Consider the following 24,595-nt stretch of genomic DNA (forward strand, 5'->3'; position numbering starts at 1 on the left):
CACCGCCGGTCGATCAGAACTGGACCTTTGGGGCGTCACGCATCTCGGGGTGCTCCGGCGGGATCTCCAGCAGCGCCGCAGGGGCGAAGTTGAACATGCCCGCGTACACGCTGCCGGGGAATGTCTCGCGGCGGTTGTTGTAGTTCATCACCGCGTCGTTGTAGGCCTGCCGAGCGAAGGCGACCTTGTTCTCCGTGGAGGTCAGCTCCTCGGACAACTGCATCATGTTCTGGTTCGCCTTCAGGTCGGGGTACTGCTCGACGACCACGTTGAGCCTGCTCAACGCGCCGTCGAGGGCCTGCTGCCCGGCGGCCAGCTGCTGCATCGCCGCCGGGTCACCGGGATTGGCCTGCGCAGCGGCCAGGCCGTTGATAGCGGCACCGCGCGCCGCGACGACGGCCTCCAAGGTCTGGCGCTCGTGCGCCATGTAGGCCTTGGCCGTTTCGATCAGGTTGGGAATCAGATCGAACCGGCGCCGCAACTGGACATCGATCTGCGCGAAGGCGTTCTTGTAGGCGTTGCGCGCACGGACCAGGCCGTTGTAGCCGGCGATGACAAAGACAGCGAGTAACAGGAGAACGACGACGACGATGATGCCGATGACGAGCCCCATGTGGCATACCTCCAAGAGTCGCGGGACTGCCGCTCTATGCGGTTTGCCGAAGCGTAGCCGCTGACCTCGCACGACGCGATGGTTCTCCGGTGATGTCCGCCGTATCAAGGGTGTCGCGGGAACGCGCGACGAGACAGCAGCATCACCGCAAGGCCGCACACCATCAGCAAAGCCCCGGGCCAGGCCAGCGACGACAACCCCGCCGTGTGGAGCAGACCGGCGCCGATGGCGGCCCCGCCCGCGATCCCGATGTTGGCGGTGGAGTTGATCCATGCCCCGGCCAGTTCGGGCGGCATCGCCCGTGCTCGCACTGCGCACGTTTGGTAGATCGACGGCACACCGCCGAATGCCGCACTCCAGATCGCTGTCGCGAGAAGCACTCCTACGAGCGTCGGCCATGTGGCACCGAGGCCGACGACCGCGCAGATGATCAACACAAGCACGACCACCGCGGTCTGTCGCGGATTTCGGTCAAGACCGCGGCCGGCGTACCACAGGCCCAAGAGCCCACAGGCGCCGCACGCGAGCAGAACCGGGCCGACAAGCGCCGGACTGACTCCACTGCCGAGCAGCAACAGGGCGACGAACGTGTAGACCGTGAACTGCCCGAGGAACACCAACGTGTTCGAGGTCGCGACCGCCGCGAGTTGACGCCGGCCGCCCGACCAACGACGGGCCGAAATCGGTTCGTGGTCAACACTCGGCAGCAGCCGTGCCACGAGTAAAAACGTGAGGACGGAAAGCACAGCCAGCGCGGTGAACGACGCCCGCCACCCCGCTGCCGTACCCAGCGACGTCAACAACGGCACTCCGAAGACCAGACCGACCGATGCGCCGCTGCCTGCGAGCGCAAGTGCGCGGCCAACGTGCGCGCCCGACACCAGTCGTGGCGAGTATCCGATCACCAGGGAGAAGAACAGCGCGTGCGTTACGCCACCGAGCGTCCGTCCGACGGCGACGACGGCGAACGACGGCGCTACGGCCACCAACGCATTGCTCAGCGCGTAGCACGTCAAAGTCGCCAACAGCAGCGGCTTGCGTGAAAAGCGCGACGTCGCAACGGTCAGAGGAACCGCGAGCGTGGCGACCATCACCGCGTACAGGCTGACCAAGAGCCCGGTCACCGAATCGGCCACCGCGAACGTCGCACCGATTTCCGGCAGCAGACCCACCGGCAGCATTTCGGTGCTCACCGCGACGCATGACGCAAGGGCCAGCGACAGCAGTCCTGGCAGGCTCTCGCGAAGGCCTGCGGTGGGTGCGCGCTCGGGGGCCAGCGTCATACAAATTGAATATACTCGGCACTCGAGCATATTCAAGTGAGATACTTCCCGGCGATGGCACACGATCAACGGCAAGCCGCCAATATGCGCTGGTTGGGCGCCGCTCAACTTGTCGAGGTCGTGCGATCCGAGCCAGGTATCACCCGCGCCGCCGCGGCACAGCGCCTCGGCATCGGCAGCGGTGGTGCCACCGAGCTGGTTGCGCGGATGCGGCAGGCGCTGCTGCTCGACGAGACCCCGGCGCCCGCGCAGGGACGGGGTAGGCCCACGACGGTGCTGGGACCACACGCAAGGGGGCCGTTGGTGCTCGCGGCCGACCTGCGGGCGACGGACTGGCGCCTTGCGCTGGCAGGAATCGACGGCGTGCCCAAGGTCGTCACCCAGGCGGATTACGCGGCTGAACAGTTGGGGCCCGTGCTCGGCCAGTTGGCGGATGCGATCGGCAGGATCTATCGACGGAATGCCAAGCGACTGAGGGCGATAGCGGTCGCGGTCGCAGGCACCGTCAGCGATGCCAAGCTGGTTCAGTTCACGTCGCGAGGTTGGAATGACGTCGACCTGTCGGTGCTCGCCGCAAAGATTCCCGATCGCGCAGGCATTCCGCTGTTACTTGGCAACGACGCCACGCTGGCCGGACTGGCGGAGGCGCGGTCCGGCGCAGCCCGCTCCGCTGCGACCGCACTTTGTTTGATCGTCGCGCAGGGCATCGGCGGGGCGCTGATCGTCAACGGTGAACCGCTCAACGGTGCACACGGCGCCGCGGGTGAATACGGCCACATCCCCTTCGGCGACCAGGCGCTGGACTGCCCGTGCGGCTCTCGCGGCTGCTGGGACCTCACCGTCGACGGGCGTGCCCTGGCCCGGCACCGAGGCGACGCGCCCCCAGAGGATCCGGTCGCATACGTTCACGACCTGAACGCACACGCCGGGCGGGACGGGGCAACTCGTCGGGCGTTCGAAGCCGTGGCTACCTCGCTGGGCCGCGGCGTCGGCGGGCTGGTGAATCTGCATGACCCAGAGGTCGTGACGCTTGGCGGCGTCGCGTCCCTGCTGAGAGCGAACGCGGCGAAAGCCTTCGATGATGCATACAGGGAAGGCCTGATGGCCTTCCGCAAGGATGCCCCTCCGCCGGTGCGCGACGCGCAGCACGGTGAGGACGGACCGTTACACGGTGCCGTCGCCCGCGCGCTTGACCACATCACCTCAGCTGCAGGGTTGGCGGACTGGGTTGAGCGGCAGCGTGTTTGACAGCGGGTCAGGTGCGCCCTGCAGCGGCGAGCGAAGCACCCCTCTTCACGACGTTGCGCGCTGCCTGCCGGACCGTCGACGCGACGTTACGCAACGGGCGTGAGCCGGGCTCGGCGTCGGTGTGTCGGCCCGCGGTGACCACCTTGCGCGAGGGCTTCACCCCAAGGTTCGCGGATGTTGTTGTGGCAGAAGATTTTTGAGTGACTCGTATCGCGTTTCGGATGTCGTCGGCCGCGGTGACGACCGACCGCGCGACGACGTTCACCGCGGCCGATGCCGACCCGACGGCCGCGTCGGCACCCGCGACAGCGGCCCTGGCCGGGTCGCCGGACACGGCCAGTTCCTGAGCAGCGGCGTCGGGAACTCCAACCGTGGCCTGCAGGGCCTCGTTGAACGCAGGAAAGACGACGGCTTCGCCCACCCTTATCGCGCCCAACGTCGCCACCTGCACCACTCCGTTCGGCGTGACCGTTGGCCCGGTCACCGGGATCGGCAGGTTGAGCGCCTCGAACGTTTCTTCGCGGGCGGCCGCAATGGCATCGCCGATCGCGGGCAGGCCGCCAGCAGCAGCGGGCACGATGTCGAGCAGGCTGATCACGGCGACCTCGAACGCGTTTGACGCCTTGGGGACCGCCACCGTGGTGTCGGCATCTATGGCCTCACCAAGGGCCGCGTTCGTCGGCCCGGTCACCGACGCGGCCGTGATGCCGATCGCCTTCACGATGTCATTCGATTGCACGGCGGCGACGAACGCCAGCGGTGACTGCAGTGTTGTCACCACGGCCGTCACGCCGGTATTGATCAACGGCGGGCAGATGGCCGAGCAGTAGCTGACCTGGTTGCCAAGAAAGCTGGTCAGCAGCCCGCCTGGCGGAACTTCGGTGGCAGCCAACCTGACATCGCGCGCTGCCGAGGTAAGGGGCTCGGCGACTGGAGCCAACGTCGTTGCGGCCACTGCGGCGATACCAGCGATGGCTATCCCCGTGGTTGCCGCGCCCGCGCGCGGACGTGTTCGTACATACATGGCGCCCCCAATGTGTCGACGGTAATACTGATCGCACGGATTGGGAGCGCGTCGGGTTCAATCCCCGCTTGCGGTCGACCTCACCCGACCCATGCCGTCGGACGCCGTTCGGCCCAGGGAACGGCCCCCTCGAGTTGGGCGGCGAGTTGCAGAAGCACCGTCTCGTCCGGCGCCATGAGTTGCACGCCGATCGGCAGGCCGTCGCCGGTGCTGCCGAGCGGAAGCGAAATCGCGGCCCACCCCGTGACATTCGCCAGCGAAGTCCACCCGGTCGTGGCGAATTCCACATCGAAGAACGCTCGGGTGGTGCCTCGGGGCTGGTCAAGCAGCGCGTACGGGGGTGGGGGCGTCAGCAGGGTCGGCACGAGCAGCGCGTCGTAGCCCGCCATCCCGGTCGCGAAGCGGCGTGTTTGGGCGTGCACCGCGTCGATGGCACCGGCGTATGCGGCGCCCGTGGTGGTGAAGCCTTCGCGGATCATCACCCAGGTGCTCGGTTCGAACTCGTCCTCGGTGGGCTCGCGGCCGAGGACGCTCGTCGCCAATGCGTGAAGGGCGGTGTTGCTGACGGTGTGCAGAACCGCGATCGCGTCGGCGACGACGTCTGGATCGATTGTGGGCGAGCCCGACTTCACGGTGTGCCCGAGGTCGCCGAGCAGGCTTCCGATGTCTTCGACCGCGTCAACGACGGCCGAATCGGTCGAGGTACCAGGAAACGGCGAGTCTGTGGCCATCAAAATGCGTTGTGCAGCAGGTCTTTCGGCTATCGCATCCAGGTACTTGCTGGTCGGCGTCGGAGCGGCGTAGGGATCGCCGGGGACGGTGCCCGCTATGACGTCGAGCAGGGCGGCACTATCCCGGACAGTGCGGGTGAGCGCGTGCGCATTCACCAAACCCTCCAGCGAATGGCCAGACCCCGGCGCGAAGGAGCTCCGACCGCGGCGCGGTTTGAGCCCCACCAGCCCGCAGCACGACGCGGGCACGCGGATGGAGCCGGTGCCATCACCACCCGACGCCGCGGGGACAACGCCTGCGGCCACGGCTGACGCCGATCCCCCGCTTGACCCGCCCGGCGTGATCGACGGCGACCAGGGATTGACCGTCGCGCCGAATAGCGACGGCTCGGTGGTGCAGTGGTTGCCCCACTCGGGGGTATTCGTCTTTCCGAACACCACAAGCCCCGCCGCCAGGTACCGGTCCACTATCCACGCTGTCTCCGTCGCCACATGGGTGCGCAGAGCCCGTGAGCCCATCGCCTCCGCGGTGCCCGCGAGCGAGGCACCGAGGTCCTTGAGCAGGAATGGCACCCCGGCCAACGGCCCCGATTCCTGGTCGCGTGCGCGGCCCGAGGCGTCCAGCTCGGCGGCCTGCGCACGGCCGCGGTCGAACAGGTCACAGATCACGGCGTTGAGGTCGCGGGCGGCCTCGAGCCGGATGATCGCGGCGTCGAGCAGCTCGGCAGCCGTTATCTCACCTGCGGAAACGAGGGCGGCCTGCCCGACGGCGTCGATTTCGGCCAGCTCGAAAGCTTGTGCGGAGTCCATAGATCGAAGAATCCTCGCGCCTCACCGCGAGACCGGCAACCGGCGGCGCGATAACAGTCTGTTAAGCGCTGCGCGACGGCCCGCGCTGCCCCACACTGATGGCTGTGTTCTCGCTCGTAGGAAAGTCCGTTGTCGTCACCGGCGGAAGTAAAGGCATCGGTCGCGGGATCGCCTCCGTGTTCGCCGAGGCGGGTGCGAATGTGGCGGTCGCCTCGCGGTCAGCGGCCGACATGGACGCCACCGTCAGCGCCCTCGACGGTGTCGGCGACGGCAAGGTGATCGGAGTGACAACCGACGTCAGCGATCCCGCCTCCTGCACGGCCATGGCTTCCGCGGTCACCGACGCCTTCGGCGGCATCGATGTGCTGTGCGCCAACGCAGGCATCTTTCCCGAGGCGCCGCTGGCCACGATGACCCCGCAGCAGCTGGCCGAGGTGCTCGACGTCAACGTCAAGGGCACCGTCTTCTCGGTGCAGGCATGCTGCCGTCGCTGATCGCCTCCGGCCACGGGCGCGTGATCCTGACGTCGTCGATCACGGGACCGATCACCGGGTTTCCGAACTGGTCGCACTACGGCGCGTCGAAGGCGGCCCAGCTCGGTTTCATGCGTACCGCCGCGATCGAGCTTGCCCCGCACGCCATCACCGTCAACGCCGTCCTGCCGGGCAACATACTGACCGAAGGCCTCGCCGACCTGGGTGAGGACTATCTGGCAGGCATGGCGCGCGCGATTCCGGCGGGCGCATTGGGCAAGCCCGCCGACATCGGTTACCTCGCGGCGTTTCTGGCCAGCGATGAAGCCGGCTACATCACCGGTCAGGCGATCGCGGTCGACGGCGGCCAGGTGCTGCCCGAATCACCGGACGCCGTCACGCCGTAGCTGTTCCCGACCGGTGTCCGCCGAAGGCGTCACCCCGCAAGCGCCAGCACCTCGTTGAACCCCTCAACGAGGCAGTCTCGGAATGCGTCGAAGTCCGCAATGGCCCCGGTGTCGACGTTGATGCCGAAGCTGCAGACGTCGACGTAGCTGAGCAGGGTGATGTTGACGGCCGCGCCGATCGTCGGCCCCCACGCGTACTGAGCCTGTACCCGTGCCCCGCCGAGAAACACCGGTACGGGGATGCCGGGCACGTCGCTGGCGACGAAGTCGACGTGTCGCAGGATCGACCCGATGTACCAGCGCGGCATCATATTCAGTGCCCCGGCTATCAGTTGTGTCAGCGGCAACGAGCGCTCGTGGCGCACTCTGGTTGCCCGGCGGTGTATTTCGGCGATCCGCTCGACGGGGTCGACGACATCTACCGGAATGTCGAACCGCATCAGGGTGATCCGGTTGCCGCCGATCTCGTCTTGGTCGGTACGCAGGCTGATCGGCATCGAGATGTGCAGGTCGTGAAGGGAGACGCCGTGCTTCTCGTGGTAGATGCGTAGGCCACCGGCCACACCCGCGACGAACGCGTCGTTGAGGGCTCCCCCGCCACGGTGTGCGGCTTCGCGCAGCTGCGAGGTCGGAACGTCGTGCACGCCGAGGCGACGGATCAGGCTGCGGCGCGTCATCAGCGATGAGCCGGTGCGGTTGACCGGCCGCACGGTGCGGTATATCGACGCGGCCGTCTCGACGGCCCGTCCGGCGGTGTCCAGAGGGCGCCGAATTCCGTTGTACAGCAGCGCAGGTGCGTTCTTCGCCGCGGCCACGACCGCGTTGCCTGCCACCTCCGCCTCCCAGCGCAAGATGTCGCCATAGCCGCCCAGCCACGAGGTGATCACCGGGGTCGGTTCGTCGGGCAGCGGGTCGAGCGGCCGAAGCTGTTCATTCAGGTCGAACAATGTCATCGCGATCTGGACGCCGCCAACGCCGTCGGTCAGCGAGTGATGGAATGTGCACAGAAGCGCCGCACCGCCGTCGGCCATCCCGTCGACCAAGGTCACCTTCCAGAGCGGCCGGGCCCGATCGAAGTCCTCCATTTGGGCCAACCGGGCCATCTCCAGGATGGTGTCCAGCGTCGCAGGAGGCGGCGCCGACACCCGCCGGATGTGGAAGTCCAGATCGAAATCGTGGCAGTCCTTCCAGCGAGGAGGGGCAGGTGAGAGTGACGGCACGACCCGCTGGCGGAAGATCGGTAGTCGCCGGCTGAGTAGATCGAACCGGCGCCTCAACGCAGTCCAGTCCGGGGCCTTGTCGAGCATTGCCACCGATACCACGGTCGACCGCAGGCGTGGATCGCTTTCCATCGCCCAGGTGAACGCGTCGGTGCTTCGCATGAACTCAGTCATTGTGTGCTCCCGACCACACCGTATGACCGCCCGGCACCCGCCGTCACGACCTATCGCCGCACTAAGGGCTTTGTGCCTTCGAAGTCACGACCGAGGTCACACAGCCACTATCAGTGCACGCCGTCCATCTCACGGCTGATCCGGGCGATGATGCCGAAGTTGGCGGATTGCCTCGGGCGCAAGCTTTGTCGTGTGCGCCCGGCCGGTTTTTCGTCCGCCCGTCCCACGGTTGTCATGTGGGCCAGCTTTACCACGCGCGTGCGCACGGGTTATGCGTTTCGACGGCATCGCAGGTAGGCCGTCCGGGTGCGGGGACGGCGTCATGCAAAACTGGCGACCATGGCGTTCAAGGTGCGGTTCAGCGGGCAGGCCCACCCCCAGGACTACGGCGAGGATGACGGCTTCGAGTTCCTGGACGGCGGGGTGCTTGCCATTCACTTCGGCGACGAGGAGAAGTGGGCCGAGTATTACCCGCCCGCGAAGTGGGACCAGGTGACCGCCGACCCCGACCACTTGGCTGGGTTGAACACCCCGTACGTCGACGAAGACGAAGAGGACGACGACGAGGACTACGAAGACGAGGACTACGAAGACGAAGACTACGAGGACTACGAGGACTACGAGGGTGAGGACGACGAGACCGACGGGGACGACGAGGCGAGCAAGGCCTAGTCGGCCCGCCGCTTCTTCCCCTTGCGGTGCGACGCGACGAACTCGGTGTCATAGAACGGTGACGACGTCGGCGCCTTGGGTCGCTTGCGCTTTTCTGTGCGGCGCTGCAACAGTTCGATCAGCTCTACCGGTTTGACCCAGTCCGCCGGCTCAACAGGGGCGACGGCCTGGTCTTCGTCCGGCGTCGGATCGGGGTCGCGGGCACTAGTCATGGCCCGTGTCGCCGGGGTAGGGAACATCCGCCCAGGCCGCTGATGCGCAAACCAGCGCAGTGCTGCCCGCGATTGCGATTAGTAGCTTGGTCATCGCAAACTTCCTGTTCAGAGCTTCGCTTCTTGAGCTGTGGCAAAGCTGCTAGCTAAGCATAATTGACACCTGCGATGATTTCTATGAATTCCGGCGGGGAGTTGCCGGCTCAGTACGAGTCGTGCAACCGCATCCAGCCGTACGGCGGCTGCTGGGGCCAACCGGCCGGTGAGTCCTCCCAGGTCTCCTGCCGTCCGTACGGCGTGAGGTCGAGGAAGTCGAACACCAACATGAACGGCTCCTCTCCGCGGGCGAACGTCGACCACGTGTGAAAGACACGGTCGCCATCGCGCAGAAATACGCTGATCGCCTGCCGCTCCTCACCATCGACCGTCGCACCGAAGTCCTCATTGAATGTGGTCGCGACCGACGACACCCACGGCAACGTCCATTCCATGCGGTCGCGGAAGGCCAGCAGTTTGGTCAACGGGGCACGCGAAATCAGCACCAGAGAAGTGTCTTTCGCGTGCAGGTGCGAGAGCGGACCGATGTGGTCGGCCATCATCGAGCACCCGTCGCAGCCCTCGTTCCAATCGGGTCCGAACATGAAGTGCTGAACGATGAGCTGCCTGCGGCCGTCGAAGAGATCCCAAAGCGTCCTCGGGCCGTCCTCGGTGTCAAACGTGTACGACTCGGTGATCTCAACCATCGGCAGCCGTCGCCGCTGCGCGCTGACCGAGTCCTTCAACCGGGTCAGCTCCTTTTCGCGTGCCAGCAAATCTGCACGCGCTCTCTGCCATTCCGATCGCGACACGACTGGAGGCATCGCATGTGCGTCAGTCATGACTGCAGCCTGCCACCGCGCGTCCTGTGCACAGAGTCAACGCGGAAGACAGCTACCCGAAATCCTTGACGACTTCGGCGACCCTGCGCACCTGTTCGACGTCCGAACTGGTCGGGATGAGATGAACCTCGTCGGTCCCGATGTCTTCGAATTGTTTCAGCACGTTCAACAATTCGTCCTCATCGCCCGCCCACCCGGTGCCGGCTGCCATGGCATCCACGTACTCGGCCGGTATCCAGTTCATGTAGCGGCGCAGATGCCGGTGCACCTGTGCGCGCGCGTCGTCGCCGTCGCCGAGCGCGAACCAGAACGAGGTGGCCAGAAGCGGTTTGGGCTTGCCGGCCTTGGCCCACGCCGTTCGTGCGACGTCATACAGCTCGTTCTGCTTTGCGATGTCGAGATCAAGCGTGGTGCCCGCCAGGCCGTCGGCCCATGCGGCAGCGGACCGTACCGTCTTGGGGCCCATCGTCCCGACCAGTAGCTGTGGGCCACCCGCCTGCACCGGCGCCGGCCCAACGGGCACGACGGAGTCGGTCACCTTGTCGCCGGCCCATATCCGCTTCATCACCGCGACCAGCTCGGCCATCCCCCGCATGGTCTGCGTCGCGGGGTCGGCGTTGACCGCGTCGTAGTCCTCGCGCCGTCCGCCTACTCCGAGGCCGACGGTGAGCCTGCCGCCGCTGAGCAGGTCTCCGGTCGCGAGCGCCTTGGCGAGCATCACAGGGTCGTGCAGCTGGGGCACCAGCACTGTTGTTATCAGCCGCACGCGATCCGTCCATGCCGCCAGCGCCCCGAGCAGCGTGATCGCCTCGGGGTTGTCGAATGCGATCCGCTCACCCCAGCACAACGATGAGAACGGTCCGTCGTCGATCGTCCTGGCCCAGGCCCGGAGGACCGACGCATCGAGGTCGGGCTCCATCACCGGCATCGTCATCCCTACCTGCACGACGGCGATTGTGGCACGCCGCCGTTGCGAGCCCGGCGCCGGTCAGTCGCCCGGTACCCGCACGGGCCGCCAACCCCCGACCGACCCGATCGCGGGTGCTGGCAGCATCAGGGCATGCCAATCAACACCAGTTCCGTTGCGCATATCCGGTTGACGGTCACCGATATCACGCGTTCGCGCGAGTTCTACGAGAGCGTTTTCGGCTGGCCGATAAACCTCGAGGTACCTGCGGATGCCGACGCCGAGACGCGTGAACGGCTCGCATTCCTGTTCGGCGGCGTCATCTACAACGTCGGTGACTCGCGCGTCGGCCTGCGCCCTGGTGCCGACGACAGGTTCGACGAGGACCGCACCGGCCTCGATCACCTCGCATTGCGGGTCAGCAGCAGGTCCGAACTGGAGGACGCGGCAACCCATCTCGATTCACTCGGCATCACCCACGAGCCGGTCAAGGACATCGGGGTGATGTACATCCTGGAGTTCCGCGATCCCGACAACATCGCGCTGGAGCTCGTCGCCCCCAAGTAGGTGTGGGGGTTTTCCCCCGCCAGGGTCTCGGGAAAACGCCATGTCGCCCGGCCCGCGATCTCCATAGGTTGTAGGCATGGTCGCAGTCACCTCCAACCCCGCTCCACCCGCCGCGGTCGACACGACGCACACCACCGTCGCGGCGCCCACACCGGCCCGCCGCATCGGCCTGGTGCCGACGGCCTCGATGATCACGGGCGCGGCGGTCGCTGTGGTGTGGCTGTGGATTCCGTTGACGATCCTCGTCGTCGGCATTTCATCTATCCCGTCGGTCATCGGCTTCGCGATCTGCGTCGTCGTGTTCGTGTATCTGATGCGCGGCGTGGAATGGCTGGAACGGATCCGCAGCGAGGCGGTGTTCGGCATGGGCATCGGCGTCCCGTGGCGCAACATGTCCCCCCACAGCGGGTTTCAGCGCTGGCTTCATCAGCTCTGGCTCGACATCAGCAGTGCCCGGTTCTGGAAGGGGTCGGCGCATCACCTGCTGCGCGGGATCTACGACGCCGCAGTGACCGCCATCGCCTTCGCCCTCCTGGCTTTCGCATTCATCGGACCCGCCGCCGCGATCGCGATCAGGCAGAGCGACGACGATGCGGGCCTGTCATTCCTGTCGCCACCGGTCGCCTTTGTGCTGGCGTTCATTGCGCTGCTTGCCGCGGTCGCGATTCTCGTTCTCGCGCCTGTCCTCGACGCTGCAATCGATCGGTGGCTGCTGTCGCCGTCTCCGACTGCGGCGCTGAAATACCAGGTCAACGTGTTGTCCGACGCCCGCAAGGGTGCGGTGTCCTCGGCTCAGACCGAACGACACCGCATCGAGCGCGACCTCCACGACAGCGTGCAGCCGCGACTGGTGTCGCTGGCAATGACGATCGGCCTGGCCCAGACCAAACTCGACAACGATCTGCCAGAAGCCAAGATGCTGATCGCCGAGGCGCACGAGGACGCCAAGAGCGCGCTCGTCGAGCTGCGCAATGTGGTGCGGGGCATCGCACCGACCATCCTGGCTGATCGTGGTCTCGACGCCGCGCTGTCGTCGGTCGTCCAGCGCACCGAAAACCTCGGCGTGCCTGCGACTCTCGACATTCATTTGCCACGTCGACTGCCCGAGGAGACGGAGTCGGTTGCCTACTTCGTCGTCGCCGAGGCCCTGACCAACGTCGCCAAGCACGCACAGGCCACGCAGGCCGTCGTCACCGTGCGACTCGACGAGGCGACCAACCAGCTGCACGTCTCGGTGTTTGACAACGGTCGCGGCGGCGCGGCGATCACGAATAGCGACGAGGCCACCGGCCTGCGCGGGCTCGAGGAGCGGGTGCGAGCCGCCCGCGGCGCCTTCACCGTCTCCAGCCCAGCGGCCGGTCCCACCATCATCACGGCGGTCCTGCCATGCGGATTGTGATCGCCGAGGACTCCGCCCTGCTGCGGGCGGGCATCGAGCGCATCCTCACCGATGCGGGCCACGACGTGGTCGCCGGCGTGCCCGATGCGACCAATCTGCTGCGGCTGGTCAACGACACCAGGCCGGACCTGGCGATCGTGGACGTCCGGATGCCGCCCACCTTCACCGATGAAGGCATCCGGGCCGCCGCCCTGCTGCGCAGCCAGAACCCTGAGTCTGCGGTGCTTGTGCTCTCGCACTATGTCGAGGAGCGCTACGCCGCCGACTTGATCGCCTCGGACGCAAAGGGTTTCGGGTACCTGCTCAAGGACCGCGTGGCCGACGTGCCTGCCTTCCTCGACGCCGTCGAGGTGGTCGGCGGGGGCGGTACCGTGCTCGATCCCGAAGTGGTGTCGCAGATTCTGGTGCGCTCGCACCGACGGGCAGTGCTCGAGCAACTCACCCAACGCGAACACGAGGTGCTGCAACTGATGGCAGAGGGCAAGACCAACTCCGCGATCGCCGCCATCCTGCACGTCTCGACGGGATCGGCCGAGAAGCACATCGCCTCGATCTTCACCAAGTTGGACCTGGCTCCCGACGAGAGCGAGAACCGTCGCGTGCTGGCTGTCCTGCGCTACCTCGAGTCCTGATCAACCGAAAGGCTTTTCACCGTGACGACCATCGCCCCTCCCCCGTCCGCGCCGCCTGTCAACCCGTCACCGGCATCGCCGCCGCCGCTTTCGCCAGGCGGACGCACCGCGATCCGGGTGCTGCTCATCGCTGCGGCCGCGGTGCTCGTCATGGGTAGTCTCGGCTCCCTCGGTGTTGCGGCATGGGGGCTGTCCACCTTCCGTGTGGTCACCGACAGCAAGCCCCTTCCGTCGACGATGCGTTCGCTGGTCGTCGACACCGGTCAGTTGCCGGTGGCGGTCCGCATCACCGCAGAACCTGGCGCCACGCAACCACGCGCCGACATGCGCATGGTCAACTCCGCCCGCGCCGGTTCGCATCCGTTGACCGTGACGAACGATTCGACGGGCACCCGGCTGACGATCGGCGGCGAGCCGTCGCCGTTCCTGCAGTGGGGTCGCGCCGGGGAGATCACTGTGGTGCTGCCGCCGGAGGTGGCTCGCCGGCTGACGGTCACCAGCCAGCAGAGGACCGGCGTGTTGATGACGCAGGCCGATCTGGACCAGGTGACGGCGCGGATGACGCACGGGGCGGTGCTGCTCAGCGGCGCCGCCCGGCGCATCGACGTCGACAGCGTGGATGGCGACGTGGTCGCTCGCACCGCCGTCTCGGTGACAGAATCGTTTCGCGCCACCACCGCAAACGGCGACATTGAGGTGGACTTCAAGACCGCGCCGCGCACGGTCGACGCGACCACCGACAACGGCGACATCCGCATCGCGCTGCCGCCCCGCGGACCCTACGTCGTGAACGTCAACACCAGCGACAGCAGCGGTGACACTGTGGTGCGCGTTCCGCAGACCAGCGACCGCAAGGGCGCCACGTCGGTGGTCACCGCGCGCTCGGACACCGGCGACATCGTGATCGACGAGCTGCCTTGACGCTCGCCGTCGGTCTGACCGGCGCATATATGAGCCTCATATGAGACAGATGTGCGGTTGGCGAGGCGCAGGAACAATGTGTGAATGACGACATTGCAGGTTGGTGGAACGCCACGGCGGGAGCCCGTGCTTGGCAAGCTCCCCCGGATGCACCGCGCCGACGGATCACCCATCCGAGTGCTGCTGGTCGACGACGAACGCGCGCTGACCAACCTGATCCGGTTGGCGCTGCACTACGAGGGGTGGGAGATCGACGTCGCCCACGACGCATCGGAGGCGGTGTCGAGGTTTCGGGCCAACCTGCCCGACGTGGTGGTGCTCGACATCATGCTGCCGGACACGGACGGATTCGGGGTGCTCCAGCAGCTTCGCGACAGCGCGAACTACACGCCGGTCCTGTTCCTCACCGCGCGTGATTCGGTGCACGACCGAGTGGTCGGACTGACTGCAGGTGGGGACGACTACATGACCAAACCATTCAGCCTCGAGGAGCTCGTCGCGCGCTTGCGCGGGCTTCTTCGACGATCGGCGTACCTGACGCCCGCAAGCGACGAGACGTTGACCGTCGGCGACCTCGAACTCGTCGGCACGAGTCGCACGGTGAGCCGCACCGGCGAGCCGATCTCGTTGACGTCCACCGAATTCGAGCTGCTGCGCTATTTGATGCGTCATGCCCGTCGCGCCATCGGCAGGCAGGAGATCCTCGAACGCGTCTGGAACTACGATTTCGGTGGCAGGTCGAGCATCGTCGATCTGTATGTGTCGTATCTGCGCAAGAAGATCGACGCCGGACGCGCGCCGATGATTCACACCGTGCGAGGCGTCGGATACCTTCTACGGCCCGCCGGATGAGCGTGCTGTCGGTGCGCAGTTGGCCACTGCGCACGCAGCTCGTCGTCGGCGTGAGCGCGGTGGTGATGGCCGTGCTGGTCGTCGTCGGCACGATATCCGTGCTGACTCTGCGGGCGTCGGTGGCCGGCATCGTAGACACCCAGTTGACTTCTGCCGCTGATGCTTTCAGCCAGTCGATGACGAAATACCGCAGCACGCCGCTGCCCGGCGGCGGCCTTCCGCCGCCGGACGCCATGAAGCCGTTGAGTCAGCTCATCGGTCAGGCGCCTGGGAACATCGTCGTGCTGATTCGCGACGGCCGGGTCGTGGACTCGGCCCTCTTCGGCGATGGCGACGCGACCAGCGTGCCACCCGATACGCTCGCCGGCATCCTCGAGCACGCTGACACGCCGAGTCAGTCGGAGACCGAGTGGCTGGACGGACTGGGTATGTACCGTTTCACCGGCCGTCCCGGCGGGCCGGGCGAAATCCTGGTTACGGGAGCGTCGCTGCGTCAGGCGAGTGCAGCTGCCACCCGCGAAACCATCGTCGTCACGGTGCTGACGGCGTTGGCTCTGATCGTCACGGCATTCGGGACACTGGCCATCGTGCGGATAGCGCTGCGCCCGCTCGCCCGGGTGGCCGCGACTGCAGGCGAGGTGGCGACCCTGCCGTTGAATCGCGACCAGTACGCAATCACGCCGCGGGTACCCGCGGGCGACACCGACATGCGCACGGAAGTAGGGCTGGTGGGCGACGCACTCAACCGCCTGCTCGATCATGTCGAGCGGGCACTTACCGAAGTCGCCGCCTCCGATCGGCGCATGCGCCAATTCATCACCGACGCCAGCCACGAGCTCCGGACTCCGTTGGCGGCGATTCATGGCTACGCGGAACTGACGCGCCAAGACAGCACACTGCTACCGGAAGTCACCGAATATTCGCTGGCGCGCATCGAGGCAGAATCGGCCCGGATGAACTCACTGGTATCCGATTTACTGTTCTTGGCCCGCCTCGACGAACGTCACGATCTCGAGACCGCCGACGTCGACCTCGCGGAGCTTGTGGTCAATGCCGTCAATGACGCTGCGGTGTCAGTGCCTACGCATCAGTGGGTTACCGAAGCCCCCAACCAACCGGTTTGGGTGCGCGGCGATCGGGCCAAACTGCATCAGGCCGTCGCCAACCTGTTGGCCAACGCTGGGGCACATACCCCTGAAGGAACCGTTGTCACCACAGCGGTGTGCGCTGACTCGGCCACGTCATCTGCCGGGCTGACGGTAACCGACAACGGCCCCGGCATCGACGATCGACTACTTCCACACCTCTTCGAACGGTTCGTGCGAGCCGACAAGGCGCGTTCCCGCGAGGCCGGCCACTCGGGCCTCGGCCTGGCGATCGCCGCGTCGATCGTGCAAGCCCACGGCGGGGTCATCGGTGTCGACTCGGAGGCCGGCGCGACGACCTTCGCGATCAGGGTGCCGCTAACTCCGGCCGACAAGGCTGAGTTCGAAGATGAATTGGCATCTGCCAGCAAACAATTATTTTTCGGCTTTCGCTAACGCACAAAACGGGAGCGCAGTGTGGAATTCACCTGCACTCCCGTCTGAGCCAAATTAACTCAGCACGCTAGATCGACATAAACTGTCTCTGCCACGATCGTCTCCGACGGTGTGCTGCTTCCGCGAGAGTCAAACGTCTTGTGGGTCTGGCCGGGCCGGACCTCCTTCACTGTGCAAGACGACAAAGGCGCAGCGCCCGTTCTATTCAGAACGACGTTATAGCCGCTGGCTTCCAGGGTTTTCACTGTCTCTTCCACTTGGGTCGGTCCGGTTGGAGCAGCGGTCGCGGCACCTGCAAGCGCAAGCGTCGCCGCTGTCATCCCGGCGCCGATCAAGCCGGTCATCATATAGTTCTTCATGGTGTCTTCTCCTCAGAAGGTCGAAAGCTGCGTAGCTTTTCGAATCATTCGACACCATCCACGCTAATCGGATTCCGCGCGCATTCCAGATGCTCATAGGAAACGCAAACAATCGTGCACTCGGTGCGACAGCAAAAGGATTTATAAGCGGTTAGAGGGTGAGGCAAAGCGTCAGGCCAAGGTGGCCATGATCTCCGCGACCGACCCCGATCTGATCGACTTGAAACCGGTGCCCGCCCACACATTCGTGCCGTGCGGGTCGCCTGCGCGCACCGCACCCGCCCGCAGCGGCCCGGTCAGATAATGGACCTCGGGGTATCCGAACGGCGCCTGCGCCTCGTGTTCGTCGATGAAGCGGTTATGGAGTCCCCGCGCATATCGACCGGAAAAAGACTTCGTCACAACGGTTTCGGTGAACTTTGGGTCTTGCAGCGCTGCGCGGTGTACCGGACTGCTGCCCGCTTCGTCTGCGAGCAGGAACGCCGTGCCGAGCTGTGCCGCGACCGCCCCTGCCTCGATTACGCGCTCGACGTCGTCGGCGGTGACCAGACCACCGGCGGCGACGACAGGGACACTGACCCGGGCCACCGCGGCGGCGAGCAATTCGGACAGCGGTTGCGAGTTGGGCTCTGCGACGGGGTCGAACGTGCCGCGGTGCCCGCCGGCCGACGGGCCCTGCACTGCGATGGCGTCGACACCGCAGTTCGTCGCGGCCTCCGCCTCGTAAACCGAGGTCACCGTGCCGACCGTGGCGATGCCCGCATCGCGCAGCCGCTTGCACTCCTCGACACTCGGCAGCCCGAAGGTGAACGACGCCACCTCGGGCCGCAGGTCGAGCAGAACCTCGATCTTGGCCTCCCAGGCGTCGTCGTTGTAGACGGGCTTGCCCAGTTCGGCCCCGTATCGCTGCACATCTGGGGCCAGCGCGGCGGCGTACTTGTCGATCGCCTCCCGAGTCGCCGCGCTGGGTTGTGGAGCGAACAGGTTGACACCTAGCGGACCGGACGTCAGCTGTCGGGCGGCGGCGATCCGCTCCGCGAGAGCGTCGGCGCTCAGATAGCCGGCCGCGACGAAACCTAGGCCGCCGGCATCGGTGCCCGCGGCAGCGAGCTCGGGTGTCGACGGACCACCGGCCATCGGCGCGACGATCACCGGAACCGCGAGGCCTCGTAGGTCAAACCCGTTCGGCATCATTGCCTCCCATCGGCTCAATGGCTCATTCGTACCACGCGTAGTCGGACTGCACGACGGCGGCATGTTCTCCGAAAGCGATGGCTGCGAGCGGTTCATGGGACGGTTTCACCAGCACATATGTCGTCAGTCGCTTGTAGTGGTTCACTGGCGCTACATGAGCGTCAAGTTGAATCACACCATCGTCGGCGCGAAGGACAAATTGGAGTCGGCGACCTTTCTGACCGAGCTGTTCGACCTGCCGGATCCGGAACCGTTCGGGCATTTCCTGGTTGTCGCTGTCGCCAACGACGTCAGCCTCGACTACGCGGAGGTGCCCGGCGGGCAGGAGATCCACCCGCAGCACTACGCGTTTCTGGTCTCCGAGGACGAGTTCGACTCGATCTACGGCAAGATCCGCGACCGCGGCATGCAGCACTGGGCGGATCCGCGGGGCAGCCGGCCGGGCGAAATCAACCACAACGACGGTGGCCGCGGGGTCTACTTCCAGGACCCGGCCGGCCACTACCTGGAAATCCTCACCCGCCCGTACGGGTCGGGAGGCTGAGCCGCGCCTCGAGTACGGCGACACCATCTCCGCCCAGACGTGGCAGCACCTTGCGCCGGTTGCCGAGCACCGACACGAGTTCGGCGGCGCGACCGTCGACCACCGGCCCCCGCTCACCATGGCGCCACGCGGTGTCGGTCGCCCGCAGCCGCAACCCCCTGGCGTTGCCGAACGCGGGAACGAACGGATTCGGCACAGCCACTTGAGTGTTCAGCACCGCGACCAGAACCTCCGACGGGATCTGTGGCTCTACGTCAAGGGCGAAAAGCATGTCGAGTTCATGTGTGACGTGATCGCCCAGGAGCAGTCGCGGCGGGAAGTAGCGCCCAATTCCCCGCGGTTCTCGGCTCAACCGCTCGAAATCATCGAGCAGCTCAGCCGGTGGACGCGCCGCGGCCAGCGCCGTCGCCATCTCGGCATTCGCGTCGTCGAACGTCCCGCGGTGGCGAAGCACTGCGCCCCCTACGGAGTGCAGTGGCGCGCTGATCCCGACAACCAGGTGGGCGAGCACCTGATGGTTGGTCCAGCGCTCACACAGGCTCGGACTCGACCAGTCGTCGGCGCTGAAGCCGCATGCGACGCCGCGGAATCTCTCGTCGCTTTCGCGCATAACGTCACGCACCGACATTGAGGTGCTCCCGCAGAAAGGCGGTTTGGTCGGTTAGCGCCTGCTCGACCACTGGCGGATGGTAGATCTCGAAGTGGTCGGAGTCGTAGTGGCGGGCTTCGCCTCTCGGTGCCCGCCGGGCCACCAGCTCAACGTATTTGGGGTCCATGAGGTTCTCGCGGTCGCAGACGCACACCAGCAGAGGCGCGCCGACGTTGTGCGCGCACCGCAGCGCTGAAGTCACCACAAGGCCGACCGCGTCAGCGGCGGCGACGCGGTTGTCGAAGTGCCCTCCCGGTGGAACGGTCGAATTCCATCCTTCCGCGGCCCCCTCCGCCGTGACGACCGCCGTGCTGCCGGGCGGCCCGACGATCGGCACATACCGCCGCCCTCGGCGCACCGACGCACGCAACGCGTCCTCGGCGATGAGCGGTGCGAGCCGAAGCGCCTGCGCTGCGCCAATCGTGCGGACCGCCGCAGGCCCGTGCACCATCGGGCACTGAACGACCGCGACGCTCACGTCGTGCCGGGTAGCGGCTACTCGCAGCACATTCATCCCACCGAGGCTGGTTCCCCACAGCCCGACACGGCCCGCGTCGATATCGGGCCGCGCCTTGAGGAAGTTCAGCGCCGCCTCAACATCGGCACGCTGGCGTCGCAGCGAAATATGTTGCCGCGGTTGGCCGTCGGATTCTCCGGTATTGCGGTAATCGAACGCGAGGGTGGCGATGCCCGCGGCGGCGAAGTGCTGCTCGTACTGCGGCAGCATCATTTCGTGCGTCGCGCCGAAGCCGTGCACCAGCACGATGGCGGGATGGGGCCCCGGCCCCGCAGGCAGCGTGAGCCAACCGGCACATCGGACGCCCCCGGTGTGAAAGTCGACTCGGTGGGTCGGAATGGTCAGCGGCATGTCAATCTCCTCATAGGTACGGTGTACGTATAGCTACACTCGTCCACGTACGCCGTACTTGTCAAGGGAGTGGGATGCGGGCTCGGTTCACCACTGATGAAATCGCTGCCGCTGCACTGCGCATCGTCGACGACTCCGGCGTCAGCGCATTGAGCATGCGATCGCTGGCGGCGTCGCTGGGCACCGGACCGATGACGCTCTACAACTACGTCGCAGGCAAGGAGGGGCTGGAAGAGCTGGTGGTGGCCGCGATCGTCACCGACGTGCGGCTACCCGAGCCGACCGACGACTGGCAGCAGGATGCCTATGCCATCGCCAGCGCGATGTGGCAGGGCATCCGTGCGCACCCCGCGGCCATCCCCCTTGTGCTGACCCGCCGAATGGCCTCGTCGACGGGCTTCGCGGCGGCCGAGGCCCTGATCGGGGCATTGAGCCGCGCCGGCCTGGAGGACCGCGACCGTCTTGCCGCGTTTCACGCGCTGCTCGGCTTGGTGACCGGTGCAGCACAGGCAGACTTGGCAGGCCCGATGGTCGCCGCCCGTATCGGGTCGGTCGCCGGTGCCGACCACCCCCACGTCGAGGCGTTGTCGGCGGTCGCCGTCGAAACGTCGGTGGAAGAGGACTTCGACCGCGGCCTGCGAATGCTGCTGGACGGCGTCGCCGCTCGATGCCCGACCCGCGGGCGCCGCTAGCCGACCGTGCGCGGTCCGATGTCGCCGGCCTTCCGGTGGCCCCGCTCCTGCTCCTGGCCCCTGTAGTCGTCGGCGAATGTGGCGACGTGTGACGGCAGGTCCCCGCTCGACACGTCGGCCAGGCTGGTCTCCTCCAGCACCGAGCGCATGCTGGCCCGCAGCGCACGCCAGACATCAGTCAGCGCAGCCGTCGGTCCCGAATAGGGCAGATCACCAAGGCCGATGTCACGCACGCTGGCCAGCGGGCCGTCGATGCAGCGGAGCACGTCGGCGATGCTGATTTCGGCGGCGGGCCGGGCGAGCTCGTAGCCGCCGTCGCGACCACGGCGGCTGCGGACCAGCCGGTCGGTGCGTAGATCCGAAAGGATGTCGACAAGAAACTGCGGTGGAATGCCCTGCGCCTTGGCCAGATCGTCGGTCTTGACGACCGCGCCTTCGTCGGCTGAGGCCAATTGGACCATCGCCCGCACGGCGTACTCCGCCTTGGCCGACATCCGCATGCGCTGAATTCTGCCATCGTCATGGGTGCAAACCGGACGGGCGTGCATCACCATCGACACATGACCACCCGCGTCGCATGCGCCCAGGTTCCGCTGTCCATCGGCGATACCGCGGGAAACCGCACCACGTGCAGGTCTGCGATCGAGGCGGCGGCGCGCGACGGCGCGCAGATCGTCGTGATGCCCGAGCTGGCGTCGTCGGGTTATGTCTTCGCCGACCGTGCCGAGCTGTCCTCGTTGGCCGAAACCTGCGACGGCCCAGCCATCGCCGAGTGGGCCAACCTCGCCGAGGCGTTCGGGCTCACCATCATCGGCGGTTTCCCCGAGGCGGCGGGTGACGCGGTCTACAACAGCGCGGCCGTCGTCGACCCGACCGGACTGCGCGGCGTTTACCGCAAGGCGCACCTGTGGGACAGCGAGAACGCCGTGTTCGACCGTGGCGATGACCTACCCATGGTTGTGGACACCGACCACGGTCGCATCGGTGTGATGATCTGTTATGACGTCGAGTTCCCGGAATGGGTTCGCGCCGTTGCGCTTTCCGGCGCCGACCTGTTGTGCGCCCCGGTGAACTGGCCGCTGCTGCCCCGGCCGGAAGGAGAACGTCCGACCGAGATGGTGCGCGCGCTGGCGGGTGCCGGGATGAACCGGATGCCCATCGCGGTGTGCGACCGCGTCGGCACCGAACGCGGTCAGGTCTGGATCGGCGGCAGCGTGATCGCCGACGCCGACGGTTATCCGATGGTCGTCGCCGAATTCGGCACGGCGGGCGTGATCACCGCCGATATCGACCTGGCCGAGTCGCGGGTCAAGCGCATCAATTCGTACAACGACGTGCACGGCGACCGCCGCACGGATCTCTACCGTCGCACCGCGTTATTGGACTGACGGCGGCGTATCGGTGATCGAACGCACCGACTCGGGCAACGGGATGCCCGATCTTAGGTCGGGCGCGGGCTGCGGCGGGCCGTAGGCGACCGACATCGGGACGACACCGGCCCACGCGTCGCCCGCGATGTCCTCGTCCGGATCCTCCGGCCAGCCGGCGCTGATCTTCAACGACCAGTTGTCCGCGCCGATGGCCAGGCGCAGCGGCAGTGTCGCCGCGAGTTCCTTGCGGGTGCTGGCGCGCAGTTCGGCCGTCCGGCCAGGGATGAACGCCTCGGTCAGCCGGTCGAGGTAGCGCACCTTGTCGGCTTCGGGCACCCGTTCGAAGACTCCGAAGACGACGGCGCTGCGGTAGCGGAACGAGGACTCGAATCCGCTGCGCGCCACCACGATTCCATCCAGTCCGGTGACCGCGACCGCCGCTGGCGCGCCGTCTGCAAGTGCACGCATCCACGGAGAGCCGGTCGAGCCGTGGATGACGAGTTCGTCGTCGACCCTGGCGAAGCCGGTCGGGAAGATCACCGGATGGCCGTCGCGCACCAGCGCCACCGTTGCCAGCGGTGTGCTGTCGAGCAGTTCGTCGAGTTGGCCGCGCGCTGTGCTCTGCTTTTCGTTGAGCCTGCTGACCCGGGTCGAGGGCGTGGTCATATGGATAGCCGCCCGCTCAGTCCGGGATTTCCGCGGCGTCGGGTACGACGACGGCGAACAGGTCGGCGATGGCAGCCAGGCTCGCGGTGTGCAGCACCGACGCGGCCACGGGCTCGCCATCGACGCCCGGCAATGTCCGGGTGGCGGTCGCCGCGGCCACCACCGTCGGCGCGTATCCGAGATTGAACGCCCCTCGCGCGGTCGAGTTCACGCACATGTGCGTCATGAAACCGGCGAGGACCAGATTCGACGCGCTCGCGGCCTTGAGACGCTCGTCAAGATCCGTCTGCACGAACGAGTTCGGGTAGTTCTTCACCACCACCGGCTCACCTTCGCGCGGGGCGACACGGTCGACGATCGCGCCGCTGTCGCCGTCGATGTCGTAGAGCGAGCCGGGACCATCGGAGTGCTGGATGTGGATGATCGGGATGCCTGCGGACCGGGCCCGGTCCAGCAGCGAAGCGGCCTCGTCGAGCGCGGCCTGCACCCCGTCGAGCTCCATCACCCCTCGGGTGTAGGTGTTCTGGCAGTCGATCATGATGAGCGTCGACTGCGCCAGGCGTGCCGGAACCAAGGGCAGTTCGGCCATCGCTCGCAGGGTCTGGGGTTCTGACATGCCGCCGAGCGTATGCGGTCAGGCCGCCGCCGGGGTGTCGATCCACGCGGGAGGTCACGAGCGCACCGCCCGCAGCGCGCGGCCCAACGACTGAGCGTCGGCATAGCTGCGGGGGGTGGCACCGAAGCGGCCACGGAACTCCTTGATGAAGTGCGACGTGCTGGTGTATCCGACCGCACTTGCCACGTCAGCCACACCGAGTCGCTGTTCGATCAGCAGCTCGCGCGCCCTGTCCAGGCGCAGCTCTTTGACGAACTGATACGGCGAACGGCCGGTCGTGTCCCGGAATGTGCGCGTGAACGCTGAAGTACTGAGGCTGACCTGCGCGGCCAGGTCGGCGACGGTGAGAGGTTCGGCGAGGTGCGCCTTGATGTAGGTCAGCGCCGCCGAAATGAATATGGCCTCCTCGTGGCGGGCGGCGTAACGAAGCATCCGCGCGAACTGCGCGCCCTGCAGCACCCGGTACACCAATTCTCGGAGATATAGCGGCGCGAGCACGCGCCGATCGGCCGTGTCCGACAACGACCGAAGGAATCGCAACACCGCGCTGGTCAACTCGGCGTCGAGCGCCGACACAAAGCAGGCGTCGTCACTGTCCGCTGCGGCCCGGGCCGCAGCGAGCGCCGGGTGCACCTCCCGCATTTCGGTGAAGACCGCCCGCACCGCCGCGGGCTCGATCTGCAACACAAGGCACAGACACGGTTGATGTGGTGATGCTTCCAGCACCTCGCCCTGGATTCGCTGGAGGCTGGACACCACCAGATAGTTGAACTGGTCGTAGACAAAGCGCCTGCCGTTGTCCATCACCGCTTTTCGCCCCTGTGCGACGATTCCGATCGACACGCCTGAGATCCCGTCCCACGCCTGTTCTCGGGGCTCCGTGTATCGGTAGATCGTCAAGCCCGGCCACAGCCCGGTGTTGGCCCCGACATGTGGTGTGCGCATTGCCAACTCGGCAACAAGTTCATCGGCTTCGGTGTAGCGCTCGACGGGTTCCGAGGCCGTCACCGCCATCACCTCCTTTCGGTGTTGCAGGCGGGATTCGATCCGCACCCAACCATTTTGGGGTGCGG

General features: G+C 66.6%; 28 protein-coding genes and 1 pseudogene. 12 read left to right on the forward strand and 17 right to left on the reverse strand.

Annotation, left to right across the window (positions count from 1 at the left end; translation table 11 throughout):
* Positions 1 to 13 precede the first annotated feature (13 nt).
* Complete coding sequence (locus D6M19_RS29355; protein WP_123028811.1) at positions 14 to 613, reverse strand: LemA family protein; 600 nt, start codon at positions 611 to 613, stop codon at positions 14 to 16.
* A gap of 104 nt (positions 614 to 717) precedes the next feature.
* Positions 718 to 1,896, reverse strand: a complete 1,179-nt coding sequence (locus D6M19_RS29360) for an MFS transporter (RefSeq protein ID WP_123028812.1) — start codon at positions 1,894 to 1,896, stop codon at positions 718 to 720.
* Between the two features lie 54 nt (positions 1,897 to 1,950).
* Here D6M19_RS29360 and D6M19_RS29365 point away from each other — a divergent pair, with 54 nt between their 5' ends.
* Positions 1,951 to 3,144, forward strand: coding sequence for an ROK family protein (locus D6M19_RS29365; RefSeq protein ID WP_123028847.1), 1,194 nt, complete (start codon positions 1,951 to 1,953; stop codon positions 3,142 to 3,144).
* A gap of 7 nt (positions 3,145 to 3,151) precedes the next feature.
* Here D6M19_RS29365 and D6M19_RS29370 read toward each other — a convergent pair whose 3' ends face one another.
* Both D6M19_RS29370 and D6M19_RS29375 read right to left on the reverse strand, forming a co-directional pair.
* Positions 3,152 to 4,168, reverse strand: a complete 1,017-nt coding sequence (locus D6M19_RS29370) for a hypothetical protein (protein WP_164478755.1) — start codon at positions 4,166 to 4,168, stop codon at positions 3,152 to 3,154.
* A gap of 80 nt (positions 4,169 to 4,248) precedes the next feature.
* A complete protein-coding gene (locus D6M19_RS29375) occupies positions 4,249 to 5,709 on the reverse strand; it encodes an amidase (protein ID WP_123028814.1) in 1,461 nt (486 codons plus the stop codon).
* A gap of 98 nt (positions 5,710 to 5,807) precedes the next feature.
* Here D6M19_RS29375 and fabG point away from each other — a divergent pair.
* A pseudogene (gene fabG, locus D6M19_RS29380) lies at positions 5,808 to 6,589 on the forward strand (3-oxoacyl-ACP reductase FabG).
* 29 nt (positions 6,590 to 6,618) lie between these two features.
* Here fabG and D6M19_RS29385 read toward each other — a convergent pair.
* Positions 6,619 to 7,983, reverse strand: coding sequence for a wax ester/triacylglycerol synthase domain-containing protein (locus D6M19_RS29385; RefSeq protein WP_123028815.1), 1,365 nt, complete (start codon positions 7,981 to 7,983; stop codon positions 6,619 to 6,621).
* A gap of 339 nt (positions 7,984 to 8,322) precedes the next feature.
* On the opposite strand from D6M19_RS29385, the gene D6M19_RS29390 reads away from it, so the two are divergent.
* Positions 8,323 to 8,655 carry a hypothetical protein gene (locus D6M19_RS29390; protein ID WP_164478756.1) on the forward strand — a complete coding sequence of 111 codons (333 nt, stop codon included), beginning with the start codon at positions 8,323 to 8,325 and terminating at the stop codon, positions 8,653 to 8,655.
* Here the strand turns inward: D6M19_RS29390 and D6M19_RS34425 are convergent.
* The 3 genes from D6M19_RS34425 to D6M19_RS29405 form a co-directional block, all read right to left on the reverse strand.
* Positions 8,652 to 8,867: a hypothetical protein gene (locus D6M19_RS34425; protein ID WP_164478757.1), complete on the reverse strand. Its 216-nt coding sequence runs from the start codon at positions 8,865 to 8,867 to the stop codon at positions 8,652 to 8,654. The two genes, D6M19_RS29390 and D6M19_RS34425, sit on opposite strands and share 4 nt — an antisense overlap.
* 203 nt (positions 8,868 to 9,070) lie before the next feature.
* Positions 9,071 to 9,745, reverse strand: a complete 675-nt coding sequence (locus D6M19_RS29400; protein WP_123028818.1) for a DUF899 domain-containing protein — start codon at positions 9,743 to 9,745, stop codon at positions 9,071 to 9,073.
* 52 nt (positions 9,746 to 9,797) lie between these two features.
* The gene (locus tag D6M19_RS29405) at positions 9,798 to 10,679 is read right to left on the reverse strand and encodes an LLM class flavin-dependent oxidoreductase (protein ID WP_123028819.1); all 882 of its coding nucleotides are present in this window, start codon (positions 10,677 to 10,679) and stop codon (positions 9,798 to 9,800) included.
* Positions 10,680 to 10,805: 126 nt separating this feature from the next.
* Between D6M19_RS29405 and D6M19_RS29410 the strand changes: the two genes are divergently transcribed.
* The 6 genes from D6M19_RS29410 to D6M19_RS29435 all read left to right on the forward strand — a co-directional run bounded on the left by D6M19_RS29410 (position 10,806) and on the right by D6M19_RS29435 (position 16,564).
* Complete coding sequence (locus D6M19_RS29410; RefSeq protein ID WP_123028820.1) at positions 10,806 to 11,219, forward strand: VOC family protein; 414 nt, start codon at positions 10,806 to 10,808, stop codon at positions 11,217 to 11,219.
* Positions 11,220 to 11,295: 76 nt separating this feature from the next.
* Positions 11,296 to 12,618: a sensor histidine kinase gene (locus D6M19_RS29415; RefSeq protein ID WP_164478758.1), complete on the forward strand. Its 1,323-nt coding sequence runs from the start codon at positions 11,296 to 11,298 to the stop codon at positions 12,616 to 12,618.
* Complete coding sequence (locus tag D6M19_RS29420) at positions 12,606 to 13,250, forward strand: response regulator transcription factor (RefSeq protein WP_123028821.1); 645 nt, start codon at positions 12,606 to 12,608, stop codon at positions 13,248 to 13,250. Before D6M19_RS29415 ends, D6M19_RS29420 begins: the two co-directional genes overlap by 13 nt.
* 21 nt (positions 13,251 to 13,271) lie before the next feature.
* On the forward strand, positions 13,272 to 14,171 hold the full coding sequence (locus tag D6M19_RS29425; protein ID WP_123028822.1) for a DUF4097 family beta strand repeat-containing protein: 900 nt from the start codon (positions 13,272 to 13,274) through the stop codon (positions 14,169 to 14,171).
* 84 nt (positions 14,172 to 14,255) lie between these two features.
* Entirely contained in the window at positions 14,256 to 15,023 is a 768-nt protein-coding gene (locus D6M19_RS29430) for a response regulator transcription factor (protein WP_123028823.1), read from the forward strand.
* Positions 15,020 to 16,564: a sensor histidine kinase gene (locus tag D6M19_RS29435; protein WP_234835112.1), complete on the forward strand. Its 1,545-nt coding sequence runs from the start codon at positions 15,020 to 15,022 to the stop codon at positions 16,562 to 16,564. Before D6M19_RS29430 ends, D6M19_RS29435 begins: the two co-directional genes overlap by 4 nt.
* 59 nt (positions 16,565 to 16,623) lie before the next feature.
* On the opposite strand, the gene D6M19_RS29440 is transcribed toward D6M19_RS29435, so the two are convergent.
* The 3 genes from D6M19_RS29440 to D6M19_RS35150 form a co-directional block, all read right to left on the reverse strand.
* On the reverse strand, positions 16,624 to 16,923 hold the full coding sequence (locus D6M19_RS29440; RefSeq protein WP_123028824.1) for a hypothetical protein: 300 nt from the start codon (positions 16,921 to 16,923) through the stop codon (positions 16,624 to 16,626).
* Positions 16,924 to 17,094: 171 nt separating this feature from the next.
* Complete coding sequence (locus tag D6M19_RS29445; RefSeq protein WP_123028850.1) at positions 17,095 to 18,114, reverse strand: nitronate monooxygenase; 1,020 nt, start codon at positions 18,112 to 18,114, stop codon at positions 17,095 to 17,097.
* 25 nt (positions 18,115 to 18,139) lie between these two features.
* Positions 18,140 to 18,262: a hypothetical protein gene (locus D6M19_RS35150; RefSeq protein WP_268812345.1), complete on the reverse strand. Its 123-nt coding sequence runs from the start codon at positions 18,260 to 18,262 to the stop codon at positions 18,140 to 18,142.
* Between the two features lie 9 nt (positions 18,263 to 18,271).
* On the opposite strand from D6M19_RS35150, the gene D6M19_RS29450 reads away from it, so the two are divergent.
* Positions 18,272 to 18,661 (forward strand): VOC family protein, encoded by a 390-nt coding sequence (locus tag D6M19_RS29450; RefSeq protein WP_123028851.1) that lies wholly within the window; start codon positions 18,272 to 18,274, stop codon positions 18,659 to 18,661.
* On the opposite strand, the gene D6M19_RS29455 is transcribed toward D6M19_RS29450, so the two are convergent.
* Both D6M19_RS29455 and D6M19_RS29460 read right to left on the reverse strand, forming a co-directional pair.
* Positions 18,633 to 19,289: a maleylpyruvate isomerase family mycothiol-dependent enzyme gene (locus tag D6M19_RS29455; RefSeq protein WP_123028825.1), complete on the reverse strand. Its 657-nt coding sequence runs from the start codon at positions 19,287 to 19,289 to the stop codon at positions 18,633 to 18,635. The genes D6M19_RS29450 and D6M19_RS29455 overlap by 29 nt on opposite strands.
* Positions 19,276 to 20,178, reverse strand: coding sequence for an alpha/beta hydrolase (locus D6M19_RS29460; RefSeq protein WP_123028826.1), 903 nt, complete (start codon positions 20,176 to 20,178; stop codon positions 19,276 to 19,278). Before D6M19_RS29460 ends, D6M19_RS29455 begins: the two co-directional genes overlap by 14 nt.
* Before the next feature lie 74 nt (positions 20,179 to 20,252).
* On the opposite strand from D6M19_RS29460, the gene D6M19_RS29465 reads away from it, so the two are divergent.
* Positions 20,253 to 20,870, forward strand: coding sequence for a TetR/AcrR family transcriptional regulator (locus D6M19_RS29465; protein ID WP_123028827.1), 618 nt, complete (start codon positions 20,253 to 20,255; stop codon positions 20,868 to 20,870).
* Here the strand turns inward: D6M19_RS29465 and D6M19_RS29470 are convergent.
* Positions 20,867 to 21,370, reverse strand: coding sequence for an Rrf2 family transcriptional regulator (locus D6M19_RS29470; protein WP_123028852.1), 504 nt, complete (start codon positions 21,368 to 21,370; stop codon positions 20,867 to 20,869). The two genes, D6M19_RS29465 and D6M19_RS29470, sit on opposite strands and share 4 nt — an antisense overlap.
* Before the next feature lie 60 nt (positions 21,371 to 21,430).
* Here D6M19_RS29470 and D6M19_RS29475 point away from each other — a divergent pair, with 60 nt between their 5' ends.
* On the forward strand, positions 21,431 to 22,258 hold the full coding sequence (locus D6M19_RS29475; protein ID WP_123028828.1) for a nitrilase-related carbon-nitrogen hydrolase: 828 nt from the start codon (positions 21,431 to 21,433) through the stop codon (positions 22,256 to 22,258).
* On the opposite strand, the gene D6M19_RS29480 is transcribed toward D6M19_RS29475, so the two are convergent.
* The 3 genes from D6M19_RS29480 to D6M19_RS29490 are packed head-to-tail and all read right to left on the reverse strand — an operon-like array spanning position 22,247 to position 24,575.
* Entirely contained in the window at positions 22,247 to 22,906 is a 660-nt protein-coding gene (locus D6M19_RS29480; protein WP_123028829.1) for a pyridoxamine 5'-phosphate oxidase family protein, read from the reverse strand. The two genes, D6M19_RS29475 and D6M19_RS29480, sit on opposite strands and share 12 nt — an antisense overlap.
* Positions 22,907 to 22,922: 16 nt before the next feature.
* Positions 22,923 to 23,522 carry a cysteine hydrolase family protein gene (locus D6M19_RS29485; protein ID WP_123028830.1) on the reverse strand — a complete coding sequence of 200 codons (600 nt, stop codon included), beginning with the start codon at positions 23,520 to 23,522 and terminating at the stop codon, positions 22,923 to 22,925.
* Between the two features lie 54 nt (positions 23,523 to 23,576).
* Positions 23,577 to 24,575, reverse strand: coding sequence for an AraC family transcriptional regulator (locus D6M19_RS29490; RefSeq protein ID WP_206428671.1), 999 nt, complete (start codon positions 24,573 to 24,575; stop codon positions 23,577 to 23,579).
* Positions 24,576 to 24,595 lie beyond the last annotated feature (20 nt).

Origin of the sequence: Mycolicibacterium stellerae, assembly GCF_003719305.1 — a bacterium.
In the GTDB taxonomy this organism is placed as follows: Bacteria; Actinomycetota; Actinomycetes; order Mycobacteriales; family Mycobacteriaceae; genus Mycobacterium; species Mycobacterium stellerae.